The following is a 15,389-nucleotide window of genomic DNA, read 5'->3' as shown; positions in this document are numbered from 1 at the left end:
TCTCCTCACCGCGGGACGGGCGCGTCGGGCGACGCCGGCCCGTGGGCTCGTGTTCGCAGGGGCGGGCGGCCGCCCCGGGGTCACCGCGCGCCGGCGGCGCGCAGCTCGGTCAGCACCCGGCGGACGTAGACGGGCACCAGGTGCCGGCGGTACTCGGCGGTGGCGCGCACGTCCGTGGGCGGGTCGATCACCTCGAGCGCGGCCCGGGCGGCCACCTCGAGGTCGGTGTCGGTCAGCTCGGTGCCGGCCAGCGCGTCGCCGGCCGCCGCGGCCAGGACCGGGGTGTCGGCCACCCCGCCCAGGGCGATCCGCACGTCGCGCCAGCGGCCGTCGTCGTCCCGGTCGCCGGTGGCGACGACGCTGAGGACGGCGAAGTCGTTGTGCTTGCGGCACATCTCGCCGAACGCCACGTGCTGCGGGTGGCGCGGGAACTCGACCGCGGTGACCAGCTCGTCGAGCTCCAGCGCCGTGGCGTAGGAGCCGGTGTAGAACTCCGCCAGCGGGATCCGCCGGGTGCCGCGGGGCCCGACGGCGGTGACCACCGCGCCGAGCACCAGGCAGGCCAGCGGCATCTCCCCGGTCGGGTCGCCCTGCACCAGCGCGCCGCCGACGGTGCCGCGGTTGCGCACCTGCCGGTCGCCGATGTGCCGGACGACGCGAGAGAGCAGCGGCAGCCGCTCGGCCACCAGCGGCGAGCGCTCCACCGTGGAGTAGCGGACCAGGGCGCCCAGCACCGTGCGGTCGCCGTCGACGGTGACGTCGTCGAGCTCGTCGATGTCGTTGATGTCGACCAGCGCCGCCGGCCGCCACAGCCGCATGTTGAGCATCGGGACGAGGCTCTGTCCGCCGGCGAGCACCCGGGCACCGCCCGCGTGCTCGCCGAGATGGGCGACGGCCTCGACGACCGACGTCGGCCGGTGGTAGGTGAAGACTGCGGGCTTCACGAGGCGCGGTTCCCGCCCTGCGCCACACCGACGCCGGCGAAGCGGGCCAGCACGTGGCTGACCGCGGACTTCTTCTCGGTGACCAGCTGCTCGCCCTGCCGGTTGCTCCACACCGTCTCCGGGCGGACCTGCAGCACGTGCACGTCACCGGAGGCGCTGACGGCCCACTCGATGTCCTGCGGTGCCCCCCGGTGCCGCTCGATCCGCTTGGCCAGCTCGGCCAGGGTGCGGATCTGGTCGTCCTCCAGGCAGGAGGACTCGCAGAGTTCGGCGGCCACCGGCACCAGGCCGACCCCGGCGATCGCGGGGTCGAAGCTGTACTGCTCCTCCTGGTGGGCGACGTCGCGCTTGAGGACCTCGAACGTGACCTTGTCGACGACGTAGCGGCTCGGAGTCACCCCGCCGCTGACCACACCCTCGCCCAGGCCCCAGCAGCCCTCGATGACGACCTTGGACCGGTCGCCGGTCACCGGGTCGAGGGTGAACATGACGCCGGCCGACCGGGCCTCCACCATCTGCTGCACGCCCACGCAGATCCCGTGGTCGACGGCGACCGCGGCGGGGTCGGCGTCGGGTCGGTAGGTGAGCACCGCGGCGCCGAACATGCCCGCCCAGCAGCTGCGCACGTGCTTCAGCACGTCGTCGATGCCACGGATCCACAGGAAGGTGTCGTACTGCCCGGCGAAGCTGGCCCCGGCCAGGTCCTCGGACTCGCCGCTGGAGCGCACCGCGACCGGCAGGCCCTCGCGACCGGTGCGCCGCTCGAGCTCGGCGTAGGCCTCGCGGATCGCGGCCTCCAGGTCGGCCGGCAGCGGCGCGGCCTCGATGGCGGCGGTGAACTCCGCGCTGATCTCCTGCACGCGGGCGAGGTCGGCGCCCACCGCCTCGGCACGCACCTGGCGGGCCCGCTCGGCCAGGCCGGCGGAGTCCAAGAAGTACCGGTAGGCGATGGTGGTGATGCCGAACCCGCCGGGGACGGCGAACCCGCCCGCGGTCATCTCCGCGAGGCTGGCGAACTTCCCGCCGAGCAGTTTGCTGCCGACGGCCTCGGGCTGGTCGATCCAGAGGACGAGGGGCGCGGTGCGGGTGGTGGTCATGCGGACACGTCCTCGAGAACACGGACGACGCCAGTGTTGCCGTCGACCTCGATGAGCTGGCCAGTGCGGATGGAGGTGGTCGCGAAGCCGGTGCCGACGACCGCCGGCAGGCCGTACTCGCGGCAGACGATGGCGGTGTGGGCCATGATGCCGCCGACGTCGGAGACCGCGGCCGAGAGCCGCGAGAAGACCGGCGCCCAGCTGGGGGCGGTGATCCGGCAGACCAGGATGTCGCCGTCCTCGACCTCGTGCAGCTGCTCGGGGTCGATGATCACGCGGGCGCGTCCGGTGGCCTTCCCGGCGGAGGCCGCGACGCCGCGGAGCTCGCCGCTGTCCTGGCCGTCGACCCCGAGCCACTCCTGCACCGACTCCTGGGTGATGCCCCAGAGCATCACGGTGAGCGGCTCGGTGATGAACTCCGGCGGGACGCCGAGGGCCGGCAGCGGCGGGTTGGCCTTGAGCACCTCGCGGATCCGCTTGCGCCGCTCGACCTCCGGGCGCCAGTAGGTGACGCCGCGGGCCTCGGTGCCGGTGGCCCAGCCGATGTTGAGGTCGTACAGCGCCGAGTAGATCTCGTTGCGGTGCAGGTAGAAGACGTCCTCGCGGTCGTCGAGGAAGTCGTGGGCGACGAAGACGTCACCGAGCTCGCGCACCTTGGACCAGAACAGCGAGTGGTGCCAGTGCTCGACGTAGAAGTTGTGGTTCTCGACGAACGGGAACACCTGGCGGGCCAGCTCGACCAGCCCGTCGAAGGACTCCCGGTCGGCGTCGGTCGGCAGGTAGCTGCGGTACTCCGCGGTCACCCGGACCCGCTCGGCGAGGATCTCGTCGAGCGGCCGGCGGATGTCCTCCCCGGCGAGCAGGGCCTGCACGTAGCCGCGCATCGCGCTGAACGGCAGCCGCAGGTCGTCGATCCACGCGCGGTCGCTGTGGGTGTACCCGGCGCCGGTGGAGAACCAGAACCACGGGTCCTTGGCCTTCTCGAACGCCGAGATCCACTGCGACCCGTTGGCGTGCGCCGCGATCGCCGCGAGGGTGGTGTCCGGGTCCTCGTCGGCGAGGACGATGTCGGTCAGCTCCAGCTCGACGGCCAGCTTGGCCAGCCCCCGGACCTCGTCGTCCGGGCGGAACAGCAGGATGTCGATGCCCGACACCATGCTGGCGATCGTCTGGTCGCTGATCCCGGGGAACGCGGCCTGGCAGAACTCGCGGAAGGTGAGGTAGGCGCCGTACCCGAGGTTGAGCATCTCGAAGTGGTAGGAGCCCATCTCGAAGAGGTTCTCGATGAGCGCGCCGTACTTGGTCAGCAGGTCGTAGGTCGAGTAGACGCCTCGGTGCTGGAAGACACTGCCCTCCGGCTCCATCTCCGGCAGCGGGGCGAACCGGATGGCCTTGAGCCGCTCGATGCAGTCGGTGGCCTTGGCGACCCACTGCTCGTAGATCTCGTCCCAGTTCTCGTAGTAGTGCCCGGCGCGGACGGCGAACTCCTGCGCGCGCTGGGCGACCTCGGCGGGGTCGGTGACGGCGTTCGGGCTGATGTAGAGGTAGCCGTTGATGATCCGGTGGTCGATCCCGCCCGCCGGCGGCACCGGCCAGACGCGGGTCGACATCTGGCTGGCCGCCACCCACCAGTTCTCGGTCATGATCGTGTCGAACGGGTACAGCGGCTCGGGGTTGTGCATCCCGTCGAAGAACCAGAACTTGCCGTCCTCGAACTCGCGGCGTTCCTCGCTGAGTAGCGCGTAGTACGGGTACATGCTCTGCCAGCCCTCGGCCCCGGCTGGGGTCTGGACGGCGAACGGGCTGGCGAACCGCTTGCCCGGGACGGCCTGCGCGGCGCCCTCGGAGCTGGGAACACCTTCGGTCGAGGGGTTCGAACTGGTGAGCGTCATGCGGGCGCCTCCGCCTCGGACAGGGTGGACAGGTAGGCCAGCACGTCGTCGGAGTCGACGACGTCGCCGTACTTCTCGTTGATGTCGAACAGGCTCGCGTCGTGCGGGCCCTGCGCGCGGTCGGCCACGCAGTCGGCGGGGACGAGCGTCGGGTAGCCGTGCTGGACGGCGTCCACGACGGTCGCGCGCACGCACCCGCTGGTCGTCGCGCCGGTCACGACGACGGTGTCCGCGCCGACCGACGCCAGATAGGTGGCCAGCGCGGTGCCGAAGAAGGCCGATGCGCCGGTCTTGGTGACCAGGTGCTCGTCGGGGCGCCGGGCCAGGCGATCGTCGATGTCGACCAGCCGGCTGCCGGCCTCCAGAGCGGCCATCCCGGTCGCCTTCTTCAGCCAGGCGAGGCCGGTGACCTGCGCCGCGTCGTAGGCGATCGTCGTGAACACGACCGGAAGCCCCGCGGACCGGGCGGCCTCGACCACCCGAGCGGTCGCCAGCACGGCGCTGGACATGTCCGCGCCGGTGGGGTACTGCGGGTCGGTGAAGCCGTAGGTGAAGTCGACGACGACCACAGCGGGTCGGGTGCCCCGCTCGACGCGGCGACCGAAACCCGCGCGGTCGTAGACCTCGGCGGTCGTGGAACTCCGCTCTGCGGACCCTGTCACTGCCGCTCCTTCCACTGCTGGCCGGGCGACGTCCCGCGGCCGGATGTGAGCTACGTCTATGACGTGGCATACATGTATACCAAGTTTGGGGCCGTCGTCCAGCCCCCTTGTTCGCTGGGATGCCGCCGCCTCCACGCGCAGCCGCGGCCGCGCGGACCGCCGGTCCTGCTCCGCCTGCCGGGATGTGGCCACGACGTTTCCGACCTCGTGATCGCGGCCGGCGGCTGGCGGCGCTGGGTAACGGCCGTGTTTCCGCTCGACGCACCGCGACCGCCCCCCTTGTCGGCGATTGGCATACGTGTATACCGTCCGCGCCGCCTTGGAAGTGTTCGACCTCACACCGAGGCCGGTCTCGCCTCGTGTCGCTCCATACCCGCGGCTGGGCCGGCACCACCGCTCCACGCCCCGGACCCGCCCGCGCCCGGCGCTCCGCGCCACACAGGAGGAAGCATGGAACAGTTCCCGGAACAGGCATCGACCAACTGGTTGATGTCGACGTTCATCTTCACGGTCGGCGCCGTCGCCGTGCTGCTCGTGGTCGTCGGCCTCGTCATCGTCGACATGGGCCTCGTCCGCCGCCGCAACGTCCTCGACACCACGGTGCAGAAGATCGGCGCCGCGATGGTGGGCGGGCTGGGCACGCTGCTGATCGGCTACCCGATCTGGATGTGGCAGTTCAACTCGGCCTTCGGCGCCCCGCAGCCGCTCTGGCAGGCGGTGAAGGACTGGTGGCTCGGCGGCACGTTCACCACCACCGCCTCGCGCTACATCGACCCGACGGTCCTGCCCGAGGCCGACGTCCTGCAGATCTTCCTCGTCTTCTTCGTGACGTTCACGATGGCGACGATGGCGCTGGTGCACACCGGCGTCGTCGAGCGGATCAAGCCGGTTCCGCTCTACGCGATGTCCTTCGTGATGGGCGCGATCATCTCGCCGCTGGTGGGCTACCTGTGCTGGGGCTCGCTGTCTCCCCTGACGCTGCGGGGCACCCACGACTTCGACGGCATCTTCCCGCTGTACGTCACCGCGGGCACGTTCGCGTTGGTGCTGGCCTGGCGGGTCGGCCCCCGGCTCGGCGTCTTCCGGCCGCACCCCAGTGGCATCAAGCCCGCCTCGCACAACGTCGCGTTCGTCGGCATCGGCGTGCTGCTGATCCTGTTCGCGCTGCCCTTCATCACCATCGGCAGCGGGTTCATCTTCGCCGACGTCGGCTTCTTCGGGATCTCGTTCACCGAGAGCGGCATCGGCCTGGTCATCATCAACCTGTTCTCGGGCATCCTCGGCGGTGCCGTGATGGGGCTGATCGTCGCCTACCGGCGGCGGGAGGCCTCGTGGGCGCTCATGGGCCCGATCGCCGGCGTGGTGATGGGCGGGACGCTCTTCGACATCAGCACCTCGTGGGTCTGCCTCCTGGTGGGTGCTCTCGGCCCGCTGGTCTCCCTGGGCACCGCGGCCCTGCTGCGCAAGGCCCGGATCGACGACCCCAAGGTCGTCCCGCTGGCCCTCGGTCCCGGCGTCGTCGGCGCACTCCTGTGCGGCTTCCTCGAGTGGGGCACCCGCACCGGTGGCTACCTCGGCCTGGAGGGTGAGTACGCCCCCGGGGTCGCCGAGATCACCCCGTGGTGGCAGCTGGCCGGCGTCGTCACCACGATGCTCGTCTCCGGGGTGCCCGCCCTGCTCATGTGCCTGGTCTTCGAGAAGCTCGGTGGCCTGCGCAGGACCGAGCAGGCCGAGATCATCGGCCTGGACGTCGACCAGTGGGGCGTGACCAACTTCGGCGACGACCTGGAGCCGGGAGTCGGGCCGGTGCTCCCGTCGGAGTCGGTCACCGACCCCATGGCGGCCGCGACCCGCACGGACTCCACCACGGGCGGGCTGCCGGACTGACCGTCTGACGGCTCCGACCGCAGGGGCGGCCCGGGATCCCCCCGGGTCGCCCCTGCGCGTCCGGAGGCCTCCGAACCGCGGGGGAGCCAACGGGGACCGGCCGACGCCGTATCCTTCCCCGATACCTGCGAGGACGGAGTGCAGATGGAGCCCTTGGGGCGGGGCGTCGTGTCCATGTCCCAGCGGACGAGCGAAGGCGTGGCGCGCATCTTGCGCACAGAGATCTTCTCGGGGCGCCTGAAGCCCGGCGAGCCCATGCCGGAACGTCTGCTGGCCGAGCAGCTCGGGGTGAGCCGCACCCCCGTCCGCGAGGCGTTGTTCACGCTGCAGAGCGAGGGGCTCGTCGAGCTGACGCCCAACCGCGGGGCGACCGTCCGGATGATCACCGCGCAGGACATCGTGCGCATCTACTCGCTGCGCGGAGTGCTGGAGTCCTATGCCGCCCGGGAGGCGGCGACCGCCCGGGAGCAGCACCACCTCGATGCCCTCGAGGACGCGCACGCCCGGCTGGAGCGGATCGGCACCCGGGGCAACGCCTCGGAGCAGGCGCTCGCCGACCTCGCGTTCCACATGCTGGTCAGCGAGGCGACCGGCAACCCGCTGCTGCAGACCATCATGGGTCAGGTCCTGGCGTTCACGGTCAGCTACCGCTCGAACTACGCCTACCCGTCGGACCGCTCGACCACCGTCAACGAGCAGCACCGGGCCATCCTCGACGCGCTCCGCGACGGGGATGCCGGCCGCGCGGAGGAGCTCATGCGCGAGCACGTCGCCTCCTCCAGCGTCTACGCGCTGGAGCACTTCACGGACGTGGAGCGCGCCGAGCAAGCGTGAGGGGACCCGTCCCGTGCGTCTTCGGCGGAGCGCGAGTCCGAACGTCCGCTTCGTCGACCTGTTGCCTCGTCGTGGCGCCTACCTCGTCGGTCAGCCAGGCGGTACGCACGACGCCGCGATCGACCTGCTGGCTCCAGCAACCACGGGCGCCCGCTCGGACTACTCGCACCGGGAGCGACACGAGGTCCGCGCGGTCACCGTCGGCGCAGCAGCTCTGACGCGAGCGGTGGCGCCGTCGCAAACGAGAGGGTTCACCGGCGCTTGGGGCACTGTCCTGCGCCGGGTCTGATGGAGGCTCCCATCCGCCGGAAGGACGAGAGTCATGGCGCCGCCGCGGACCGCCCGGCCGTGAACGGTGTCGCGGCACACCATGTGAACGCTGTTCCGCGACATCGCATGGAGCGGGTGACCGGGATCGAACCGGCATGGCCAGCTTGGAAGGCTGGGGCTCTACCATTGAGCTACACCCGCAGAGGTGCCCGCACAGCGTAACCGCCCCGCGCTGCCCGTCTGCCAGGCGCCCGGCACGTCGGGTGTGCCGCCACCTAGACTCGGTCCGCCACGGGGTGTGGCGCAGTTTGGTAGCGCACCCGCTTTGGGAGCGGGGGGCCGTGGGTTCAAATCCCGCCACCCCGACCAGGGGCGCCGTCTGGGTATCCCCACCGCCGCCCCGGCCGTTCCCGCGACGTCTCTATGCTCGTGGGTCGACACCCGGCGCCGTCGAACCGGCCCGGCGACCGTCCCTGTCTTTCGATCGAGGAGCACTGCCGCTGTGAAGAGCACCATCGAGGAACTGGGCCCCACGCGGGTCCGGATGGCGATCGAGGTGCCGTGGGGGGACCTGGACCACGCCTTCGGTGAGGTCTACAAGGAGCTCGGCCGCCAGGTGCGCGTGCCCGGCTTCCGCCCCGGCAAGGTGCCCAACCGGGTGCTCGACCAGCGCATCGGCCGGCCGGTCGTCCTGGAGCAGGTCGTCCAGCACGCCATCCCGGAGGTCTACTCCGAGGTCGTCCGCGAGAACCAGGTCCGCGTGCTGGGCCAGCCCGACATCGAGGTGACCCGCCTCGACGACAACGACACCCTGGCCTTCACCGCCGAGGTCGACGTCGCCCCCAAGGTCGAGCTGCCCTCGCTGGACGAGCTGTCCGTGACCGTCGACGACGTCGAGGTCACCGACGAGGAGATCGACGAGCAGATCTCCGTCATGCGCGAGCGGTTCGCCATGCTGACCGGCGTCGACCGCGCCGTCGAGGAGGGCGACTTCGTCTCCATCGACCTCGAGGCCAAGCTCGACGGCGAGGTGCTCGAGGACGGCTCGACCACCGGCATGTCCTACGAGGTGGGATCCGGCAACCTGATGGAGGGCCTCGACGACGCGGTCCGCGGGCTGTCCGTCGACGAGTCGAAGACCTTCCGGACCGCGCTGCTCAACGGCCCCGACGCCGGCCGGGAGGCCGACGTCACCGTCACCGTGCGCTCGGTGAAGACCAAGGAGCTGCCGGAGCTGGACGACGAGTTCGCCTCCACCGCCAGCGAGTTCGACACCCTCGAGGAGCTGCGCGACGACGTCCGCACGCGGCTGTCCCGCACCAAGGTCCTCCAGCAGGGCGCGCAGGCCCGCGACAAGCTGATCGAGCACCTGATCGAGTCCGTCGAGGTGCCCGTCCCGGAGAACCTGGTCGCGCGCGAGGTCGAGTGGCGCAACCAGTCGATGCAGGCCCAGCTCCAGCAGGCCGGCATGGACTGGGACGCCTTCCTGCAGATGTCGGGCGTCACCGACCGCGAGGCCTACGACGCCGACCAGCGCAAGAACATCGAGGAGGCGGTGCGGACCCAGTTCATCCTGGACGCCGTCGCCGACGCCCGTGAGGTCACCGTCGACAACGAGGACCTCTCCGCGCAGATCATGGCCCAGGCCCAGCGCAACCGGATGAGCCCCGAGCAGTACGCGCAGCAGCTGCAGCAGGGCGGCAACATCGCCGAGTTCGTCGCCGACGTCCGCCGCACCAAGGCCCTGGCCCAGCTGCTGGAGCAGACGACGATCACCGACGCCTCGGGCAACGTCGTCGACCTCGAGGCGCTCCGCCCGCGCACCGTCCAGGCCGCCGAGTCCACCGAGGACGAGTCCACCGAGGACGAGGCCGCCGAGGACGAGGTCACCGAGGCGCCGGCCGAGGCCGGCACCGAGGAGACCGGGGACGCCGCCAAGGCCTGACCCGCACCCGCACCGACGACCGACGCCGTCCCGCCCCGAACCAGGGGAGGGGCGGCGTCGCTCGTTCTGCGGACCGTCCCGGCCGGGCCGCTGCGCCCACGGCGAACACCGCCCGCGTCGGGACTGCTCCCCACCGCCTGCGCGTTAGGGTCGACGCAGACCAGGCGCAGCGGCCCCCGGGCCCGCACCACCCAGCCCCACCCACCGAGACCGACTGCCCGACAGTCCTACGGAGGTCACCACACCCGTGAGCACCAACCCGAACCTGGCGAGCGCGCCGCTGCTGCGTGCCGCCGCCGGGGGGATGAACCTCAACGACTCGGTCTACGAGCGTCTGCTGCGCGAGCGCATCATCTTCCTGGGCAGCCAGGTGGACGACGTGATCGCCAACCAGCTCGCCGCCCAGATGCTCCTGCTGTCCGCCGAGGACCCGAAGCAGGACATCCACCTCTACATCAACTCGCCCGGCGGCTCGGTCACGGCGGGCATGGCCATCTACGACACGATGCAGTTCATCGACTGCGACGTCGCCACCTACGGCATGGGCCTGGCCGCCTCGATGGGCCAGTTCCTGCTGACCGCCGGCACCAAGGGCAAGCGCTACGCCCTGCCGCACGCGCGGATCATGATGCACCAGCCCTCGGCCGGCGTCGGCGGCACCGCGTCCGACATCGCCATCCAGGCCGACCTGTTCCGCCGCACCAAGCGGGAGCTCAACGAGCTGCAGTCGCTGCACACCGGGCAGCCGATCGAGCAGATCGAGAAGGACTCCGACCGCGACCGCTGGTTCACCGCGCAGGAAGCCCTCGAGTACGGCTTCGTCGACCACGTCGTCAGCCGGGCCACCATGACCGACAGCGCCAACCCGGTCACCGACAACTGAGGGTCCGAGGAGAACGAGCAATGAGCTTCCAGATGCCCTCCAGCCGTTACGTGCTCCCCTCCTTCGTGGAGCGGACCAGCTACGGCATGAAGGAGTCCAACCCCTACAACAAGCTCTTCGAGGAACGGATCATCTTCCTCGGGGTGCAGATCGACGACGCCTCGGCCAACGACGTGATGGCCCAGCTCATCACGCTCGAGTCGGCCGACCCCGACCGCGACATCACGATCTACATCAACTCGCCCGGTGGCTCGTTCACCTCGCTGATGGCGATCTACGACACGATGATGTTCGTCCGCCCCGACATCCAGACCGTCTGCATGGGCCAGGCCGCCTCCGCCGCCGCCGTCCTGCTGGCCGCCGGGACGCCGGGCAAGCGGCTGGCGCTGCCGTACTCGCGGGTGCTCATCCACCAGCCCTCCGGTGAGTCCGGTGGCCAGGTCTCCGACCTCGAGATCCACGCCGCGGAGATCCAGCGGGTGCGGTCGCAGATGGAGGAGATCCTCGCCCGCCACACTGGGCAGACCGTCGAGCAGGTCCGCACCGACATCGAGCGCGACAAGATCCTGACCGCCGACGAGGCCAAGGCCTACGGCATCGTCGACCAGGTGATCCAGAGCCGGAAGCTCAACGCACTTCCCGGCTGAACCCGATCGGTGCGGGTCGAGGGTGCGCGTGTCGCGCCCTCGACCCGTACCGTCGGGGGACGCGGGACGCATGAGGTCAGCATCGTCCCGGCCGGGCGAGTCATCACCCGGCCGGATCGGTGCCGGCAGGTACCGTCGGCGAGCGCCCGATCCCCGGCAGGAAAGCCGGGAGGAGAGCCTCGCGGAGTGCGGGGCCGTGTACGGGACAAGCACCAGTTCACACGCAGGTACCTGAGACCAGGGCCTGATTCCCCGAGGTGGAGGTCAGCAGGTGGCACGAATCGGTGAGAGCGGTGACCTGCTCAAGTGCTCGTTCTGCGGCAAGAGCCAGAAGCAGGTCAAGAAGCTCATCGCTGGCCCCGGGGTCTACATCTGCGACGAGTGCATCGACCTCTGCAACGAGATCATCGAGGAAGAGCTCTCGGAGTCGTCGGACCTGAAGTTCGACGAGCTGCCGAAGCCCAAGGAGATCCACGACTTCCTCGAGCAGTACGTGATCGGCCAGGACAAGGCCAAGCGCACGCTCTCGGTGGCGGTCTACAACCACTACAAGCGGGTGCAGGCCGGCGGCGTCGGCGGGCGGGACGACTCGGTCGAGCTGGCCAAGTCCAACATCCTGCTCATGGGTCCGACCGGCTGCGGCAAGACGCACCTCGCCCAGACGCTGGCGCGGATGCTCAACGTCCCCTTCGCCATCGCCGACGCGACCGCCCTCACCGAGGCCGGCTACGTCGGTGAGGACGTCGAGAACATCCTGCTCAAGCTGATCCAGGCCGCCGACTACGACGTCAAGCGCGCCGAGACCGGCATCATCTACATCGACGAGGTCGACAAGATCGCCCGCAAGAGCGAGAACCCGTCGATCACCCGCGACGTGTCCGGCGAGGGCGTGCAGCAGGCGCTGCTGAAGATCCTCGAGGGGACGACGGCGTCGGTGCCGCCGCAGGGTGGCCGCAAGCACCCGCACCAGGAGTTCATCCAGATCGACACGACGAACGTGCTGTTCATCGTGGGCGGCGCCTTCGCCGGGCTGGAGAAGATCATCGAGCAGCGGGCCGGCAAGCAGGGCATCGGCTTCGGCTCGGAGATCCGCGGCAAGAAGGAGATCGAGGAGGCCAACGCCTTCGCCGAGGTCATGCCGGAGGACCTGCTGAAGTTCGGGATGATCCCCGAGTTCATCGGCCGTCTCCCCGTGATCACCAGCGTGCAGAAGCTGGACCGCGAGGCGCTGATCAACATCCTCACCGAGCCGAAGAACGCCCTGGTGCGCCAGTACCGCCGGCTGTTCGAGCTCGACGGGGTGGAACTGGAGTTCACCGAGGACGCCCTCGAGGCCATCGCCGACCAGGCCATCCTGCGTGGCACCGGTGCGCGTGGCCTGCGGGCGATCATGGAGGAGGTCCTCCAGTCGGTCATGTACGACGTCCCCAGCCGGGACGACGTCGCGTCCGTGGTGATCACCAAGGAGGTCGTGCTGGAGCACGTCAACCCGACGATCGTGCCCCGCAAGCCCACCCGCGCCCCCCGCGAGAAGAGCGCCTGAGCCTCGACCGCTCAGCCACGACGAGCCCGTCCCCGGTCACCGGGGGCGGGCTCGTCCCGTTCTCAGGGCGGCGCGTGGTGATCGGCTCCCCGCGTGTGCGCTGAGGCCCGGTTCCGAGCGGCGGAACCGGGCCTCAGTGCACACGCTCGAGCAAGCAGCCGGTCAGGCCTCCGGGGTGGGGGCGAGGACGACGTCCACCGTGAGCGGGCCCTCCCCGGCGACCACCGACAGCGCCGCGATCCGCCCGGCCTCGGCGAGGTCACGGCGACCTGCCTCCACCAGCGGCACCTGCTCGGCCGGCGCGGTGACGGTCGCCGACTCGACGTCGGCCCGCATCGACTGCTTGGCGTCGGACTTCGCCTTGCGCACCCCGGCCAGCGCCGCGGCCACGACCGTCACCACCGTCGGGTCCCCCCCGGTCGGCAGCTCCCCGGCCGCCGGCCACGGGGCGCGGTGCACCGAGCCGGCCTGCCACCAGGACCAGACCTCCTCGGTGACGAAAGGCAGCACCGGGGCGAACAGGCGCAGCTGCACCGACAGCGCGATCGCCAGCGTGGCCTGGGCGGAGCGGGCGGCGTCGTCCGACCCGTAGGCGCGGGACTTCACCAGCTCCACGTAGTCGTCGCAGAAGGTCCAGAAGAAGGCCTCGGTGACCTCGAGGGCGCGGGTGTAGTTGTAGGCCTCCATCGCCGCCGTCGCCTCGTCGACCACGGCCGCCAGCCCGGCCAGCAGACCGAGGTCCATCGGCTCGGTCACGGCCGAGGCCGACAGGTCGGCCGACGCCCCCAGCCCCAGCACGAACTTGCCGACGTTGAGGATCTTGATGGCCAGCCGGCGGCCGACCTTCATCTGCGCCTCGTCGAACGGCGAGTCCGCCCCCGGGCGCGCACCGGCGGCCCGCCACCGGACGGCGTCGGTGCCGAAGCGCTCCAGCACGTCGATCGGGGTGACGACGTTGCCCTTCGACTTCGACATCTTCTTGCGGTCGGGGTCGACGACGAAGCCGGAGATCGTCGCGTGCGTCCACGGCACGGTGTCGAACTCGAAGTGCGACCGGACGACGGTGGAGAACAGCCAGGTGCGGATGATGTCGTGCGCCTGCGGCCGCTGGTCCATCGGGAAGACCTTGGCGAACAGGTCGGGGTCGGTGTCCCAGCCCGAGGCCACCTGCGGGGACAGCGAGGACGTCGCCCAGGTGTCCATGACGTCGGGGTCGGCCATGAACCCGCCGGGCACGCCGCGCTGCTCCTCGGTGAAGCCCTCCGGCACGTCGGACGACGGGTCGACCGGCAGCGCCGACTCGGGCGCGAGGATCGGGTCGGTGTAGTCCGGCTCGCCCTCGGAGTCCAGCCGGTACCAGACCGGGAAGGGGACGCCGAAGAACCGCTGCCGGCTGATCAGCCAGTCGCCGTTGAGGCCCTCGACCCAGTTGTCGTAGCGGTGCCGCATGTGCTCGGGCACCCACTGGATCTCGCGGCCGCGGGCGATCAGGGCGTCGCGCAGCTCGGCGTCCCGGCCGCCGTTGCGGATGTACCACTGCCGCGTGGTGACGATCTCCAGCGGCCGGTCGCCCTTCTCGAAGAACTTGACCGGGTGGGTGATCGGCTTCGGGTCGCCGTGCAGGTCGCCGGACTCGCGCAGCAGCTCGACCATGCGCTCGCGGGCCGCGTGCGCCGTCTTGCCGGCCAGCTCGTCGTAGGCCGACGCCGCGCCGTCGGAGGACAGCCCCGCCGGCGGGTCGGGCACCAGCCGGCCGTCCCAGCCGATGACCGCGCGGGTGGGCAGCTGCAGCTCCCGCCACCAGGTGACGTCGTTGAGGTCGCCGAAGGTGCAGATCATCGCGATGCCGGAGCCCTTGTCCGGCTCGGCGAGGCGGTGGGCCACCACCGGGACCTCGACGTCGAACACCGGCGTGCGCACGGAGGAGCCGAACAGCGGCTGGTAGCGCTCGTCGTCGGGGTGGGCGACCAGCGCGACGCAGGCGGGGAGGAGCTCGGGGCGGGTGGTCTCGATGAAGACCGGGCCGGACGGGCCGGAGAAGGAGATCCGGTGGTAGGCGCCGGGCCGCTCGCGGTCCTCGAGCTCGGCCTGCGCGACCGCCGTCCGGAAGGTGACGTCCCAGAGGGTCGGTGCCTCCTGCGCGTAGGCCTCGCCGCGGGCGAGGTTGTGCAGGAACATCCGCTGCGCCGTGGCGCGGGAGGACGCCGAGATCGTCCGGTAGACGTTCGACCAGTCCACCGACAGCCCGACGCGGCGCCACAGCTCCTCGAAGGCGGCCTCGTCGACCGCGGTCAGCCGTTCGCACAGCTCGACGAAGTTGCGCCGGGAGATCGGCAGCTGGTCCTTGCCCGGCTTGGCCGGCGGCTGGAAGCCCTCGTCGTAGTGCAGCGACGGGTCGCAGCGGACGCCGTAGTAGTTCTGCACCCGGCGCTCGGTGGGCAGGCCGTTGTCGTCCCAGCCCATCGGGTAGAAGACGTGCTTGCCGCGCATCCGCTGGTAGCGGGCGACGATGTCGGTGTGGGTGTAGCTGAACACGTGCCCCACGTGCAGGGAGCCGCTGGCCGTCGGCGGGGGAGTGTCGATCGACCAGATCTGCTCGCGCGGGCCGGCCAGCGCGGCCGCCCGGTCGAAGGCGTAGGTGTCCTCGGCCGCCCAGCGGCCGGTCCACTTCTCCTCGAGCCCGTCCAGCGACGGCTTCTCCGGTACGCCGACGGAGGCTCCCGGCGCAGGGGTGGCGGGGGTCGCGTTGTCGGGAACCATGTACCTCATCCTAGGAAGTGGGCGG

General features: G+C 70.8%; 11 protein-coding genes and 2 tRNA genes. 7 read left to right on the top strand and 6 right to left on the bottom strand.

The window, feature by feature from the left end:
- Positions 1-80: 80 nt before the first annotated feature.
- The 4 genes from ACI784_RS06025 to ACI784_RS06010 are packed head-to-tail and all read right to left on the bottom strand — an operon-like array spanning position 81 to position 4,595.
- A complete protein-coding gene (locus ACI784_RS06025) occupies positions 81-944 on the bottom strand; it encodes an FAD binding domain-containing protein (RefSeq protein ID WP_457012808.1) in 864 nt (287 codons plus the stop codon).
- Positions 941-2,041 (bottom strand): PEP/pyruvate-binding domain-containing protein, encoded by a 1,101-nt coding sequence (locus ACI784_RS06020; RefSeq protein WP_457012807.1) that lies wholly within the window; start codon positions 2,039-2,041, stop codon positions 941-943. Before ACI784_RS06020 ends, ACI784_RS06025 begins: the two co-directional genes overlap by 4 nt.
- Positions 2,038-3,933 (bottom strand): PEP-utilizing enzyme, encoded by a 1,896-nt coding sequence (locus tag ACI784_RS06015; protein WP_457012806.1) that lies wholly within the window; start codon positions 3,931-3,933, stop codon positions 2,038-2,040. The genes ACI784_RS06020 and ACI784_RS06015 overlap by 4 nt, the downstream gene beginning before the upstream one ends.
- A complete protein-coding gene (locus ACI784_RS06010) occupies positions 3,930-4,595 on the bottom strand; it encodes an isochorismatase family protein (RefSeq protein ID WP_457012805.1) in 666 nt (221 codons plus the stop codon). The genes ACI784_RS06015 and ACI784_RS06010 overlap by 4 nt, the downstream gene beginning before the upstream one ends.
- 450 nt (positions 4,596-5,045) lie before the next feature.
- Here ACI784_RS06010 and ACI784_RS06005 point away from each other — a divergent pair, with 450 nt between their 5' ends.
- Together ACI784_RS06005 and ACI784_RS06000 are read left to right on the top strand one after the other, a co-directional pair.
- A complete protein-coding gene (locus ACI784_RS06005; protein WP_457012804.1) occupies positions 5,046-6,482 on the top strand; it encodes a hypothetical protein in 1,437 nt (478 codons plus the stop codon).
- A 198-nt stretch (positions 6,483-6,680) separates the two neighbouring features.
- Positions 6,681-7,316 (top strand): GntR family transcriptional regulator, encoded by a 636-nt coding sequence (locus tag ACI784_RS06000; RefSeq protein WP_457012803.1) that lies wholly within the window; start codon positions 6,681-6,683, stop codon positions 7,314-7,316.
- Positions 7,317-7,713: 397 nt separating this feature from the next.
- Here the strand turns inward: ACI784_RS06000 and ACI784_RS05995 are convergent.
- Positions 7,714-7,787, bottom strand: a tRNA-Gly gene (locus ACI784_RS05995).
- Positions 7,788-7,878: 91 nt separating this feature from the next.
- Here ACI784_RS05995 and ACI784_RS05990 point away from each other — a divergent pair.
- The 5 genes from ACI784_RS05990 (at position 7,879) to clpX (ending at position 12,604) form a co-directional block, all read left to right on the top strand.
- Positions 7,879-7,955: transfer RNA gene (locus ACI784_RS05990), tRNA-Pro, on the top strand.
- 133 nt (positions 7,956-8,088) lie between these two features.
- Complete coding sequence (tig, locus tag ACI784_RS05985; RefSeq protein ID WP_457012802.1) at positions 8,089-9,531, top strand: trigger factor; 1,443 nt, start codon at positions 8,089-8,091, stop codon at positions 9,529-9,531.
- A gap of 247 nt (positions 9,532-9,778) precedes the next feature.
- Positions 9,779-10,414: an ATP-dependent Clp protease proteolytic subunit gene (locus ACI784_RS05980; RefSeq protein WP_456922653.1), complete on the top strand. Its 636-nt coding sequence runs from the start codon at positions 9,779-9,781 to the stop codon at positions 10,412-10,414.
- 20 nt (positions 10,415-10,434) lie between these two features.
- On the top strand, positions 10,435-11,061 hold the full coding sequence (locus tag ACI784_RS05975; protein WP_456922652.1) for an ATP-dependent Clp protease proteolytic subunit: 627 nt from the start codon (positions 10,435-10,437) through the stop codon (positions 11,059-11,061).
- Between the two features lie 271 nt (positions 11,062-11,332).
- Positions 11,333-12,604, top strand: coding sequence for an ATP-dependent Clp protease ATP-binding subunit ClpX (gene clpX, locus ACI784_RS05970; protein ID WP_456922651.1), 1,272 nt, complete (start codon positions 11,333-11,335; stop codon positions 12,602-12,604).
- Between the two features lie 162 nt (positions 12,605-12,766).
- Here the strand turns inward: clpX and valS are convergent, their stop codons facing one another.
- Positions 12,767-15,364, bottom strand: coding sequence for a valine--tRNA ligase (gene valS / locus ACI784_RS05965; protein ID WP_457012801.1), 2,598 nt, complete (start codon positions 15,362-15,364; stop codon positions 12,767-12,769).
- Between the last annotated feature and the right edge of the window lie 25 nt (positions 15,365-15,389).

Source organism: Geodermatophilus sp. SYSU D01186 (assembly GCF_054050215.1).
The sequence above is the reverse complement of the archived record's forward strand: the minus strand, read 5'-3'. Positions and strand labels throughout refer to the sequence as shown.

What these genes read in the sequence shown, in the direction of transcription:
- ACI784_RS06020 (WP_457012807.1), bottom strand. Translation starts at nt 2,041, where the DNA reads ATGACCACCACCCGCACCGCGCCCCTCGTCCTCTGGATCGACCAGCCC.
- ACI784_RS06015 (WP_457012806.1), bottom strand. Translation starts at nt 3,933, where the DNA reads ATGACGCTCACCAGTTCGAACCCCTCGACCGAAGGTGTTCCCAGCTCC.
- ACI784_RS06005 (WP_457012804.1), top strand. Translation starts at nt 5,046, where the DNA reads ATGGAACAGTTCCCGGAACAGGCATCGACCAACTGGTTGATGTCGACG.
- ACI784_RS05975 (WP_456922652.1), top strand. Translation starts at nt 10,435, where the DNA reads ATGAGCTTCCAGATGCCCTCCAGCCGTTACGTGCTCCCCTCCTTCGTG.
- valS (WP_457012801.1), bottom strand. Translation starts at nt 15,364, where the DNA reads ATGGTTCCCGACAACGCGACCCCCGCCACCCCTGCGCCGGGAGCCTCC.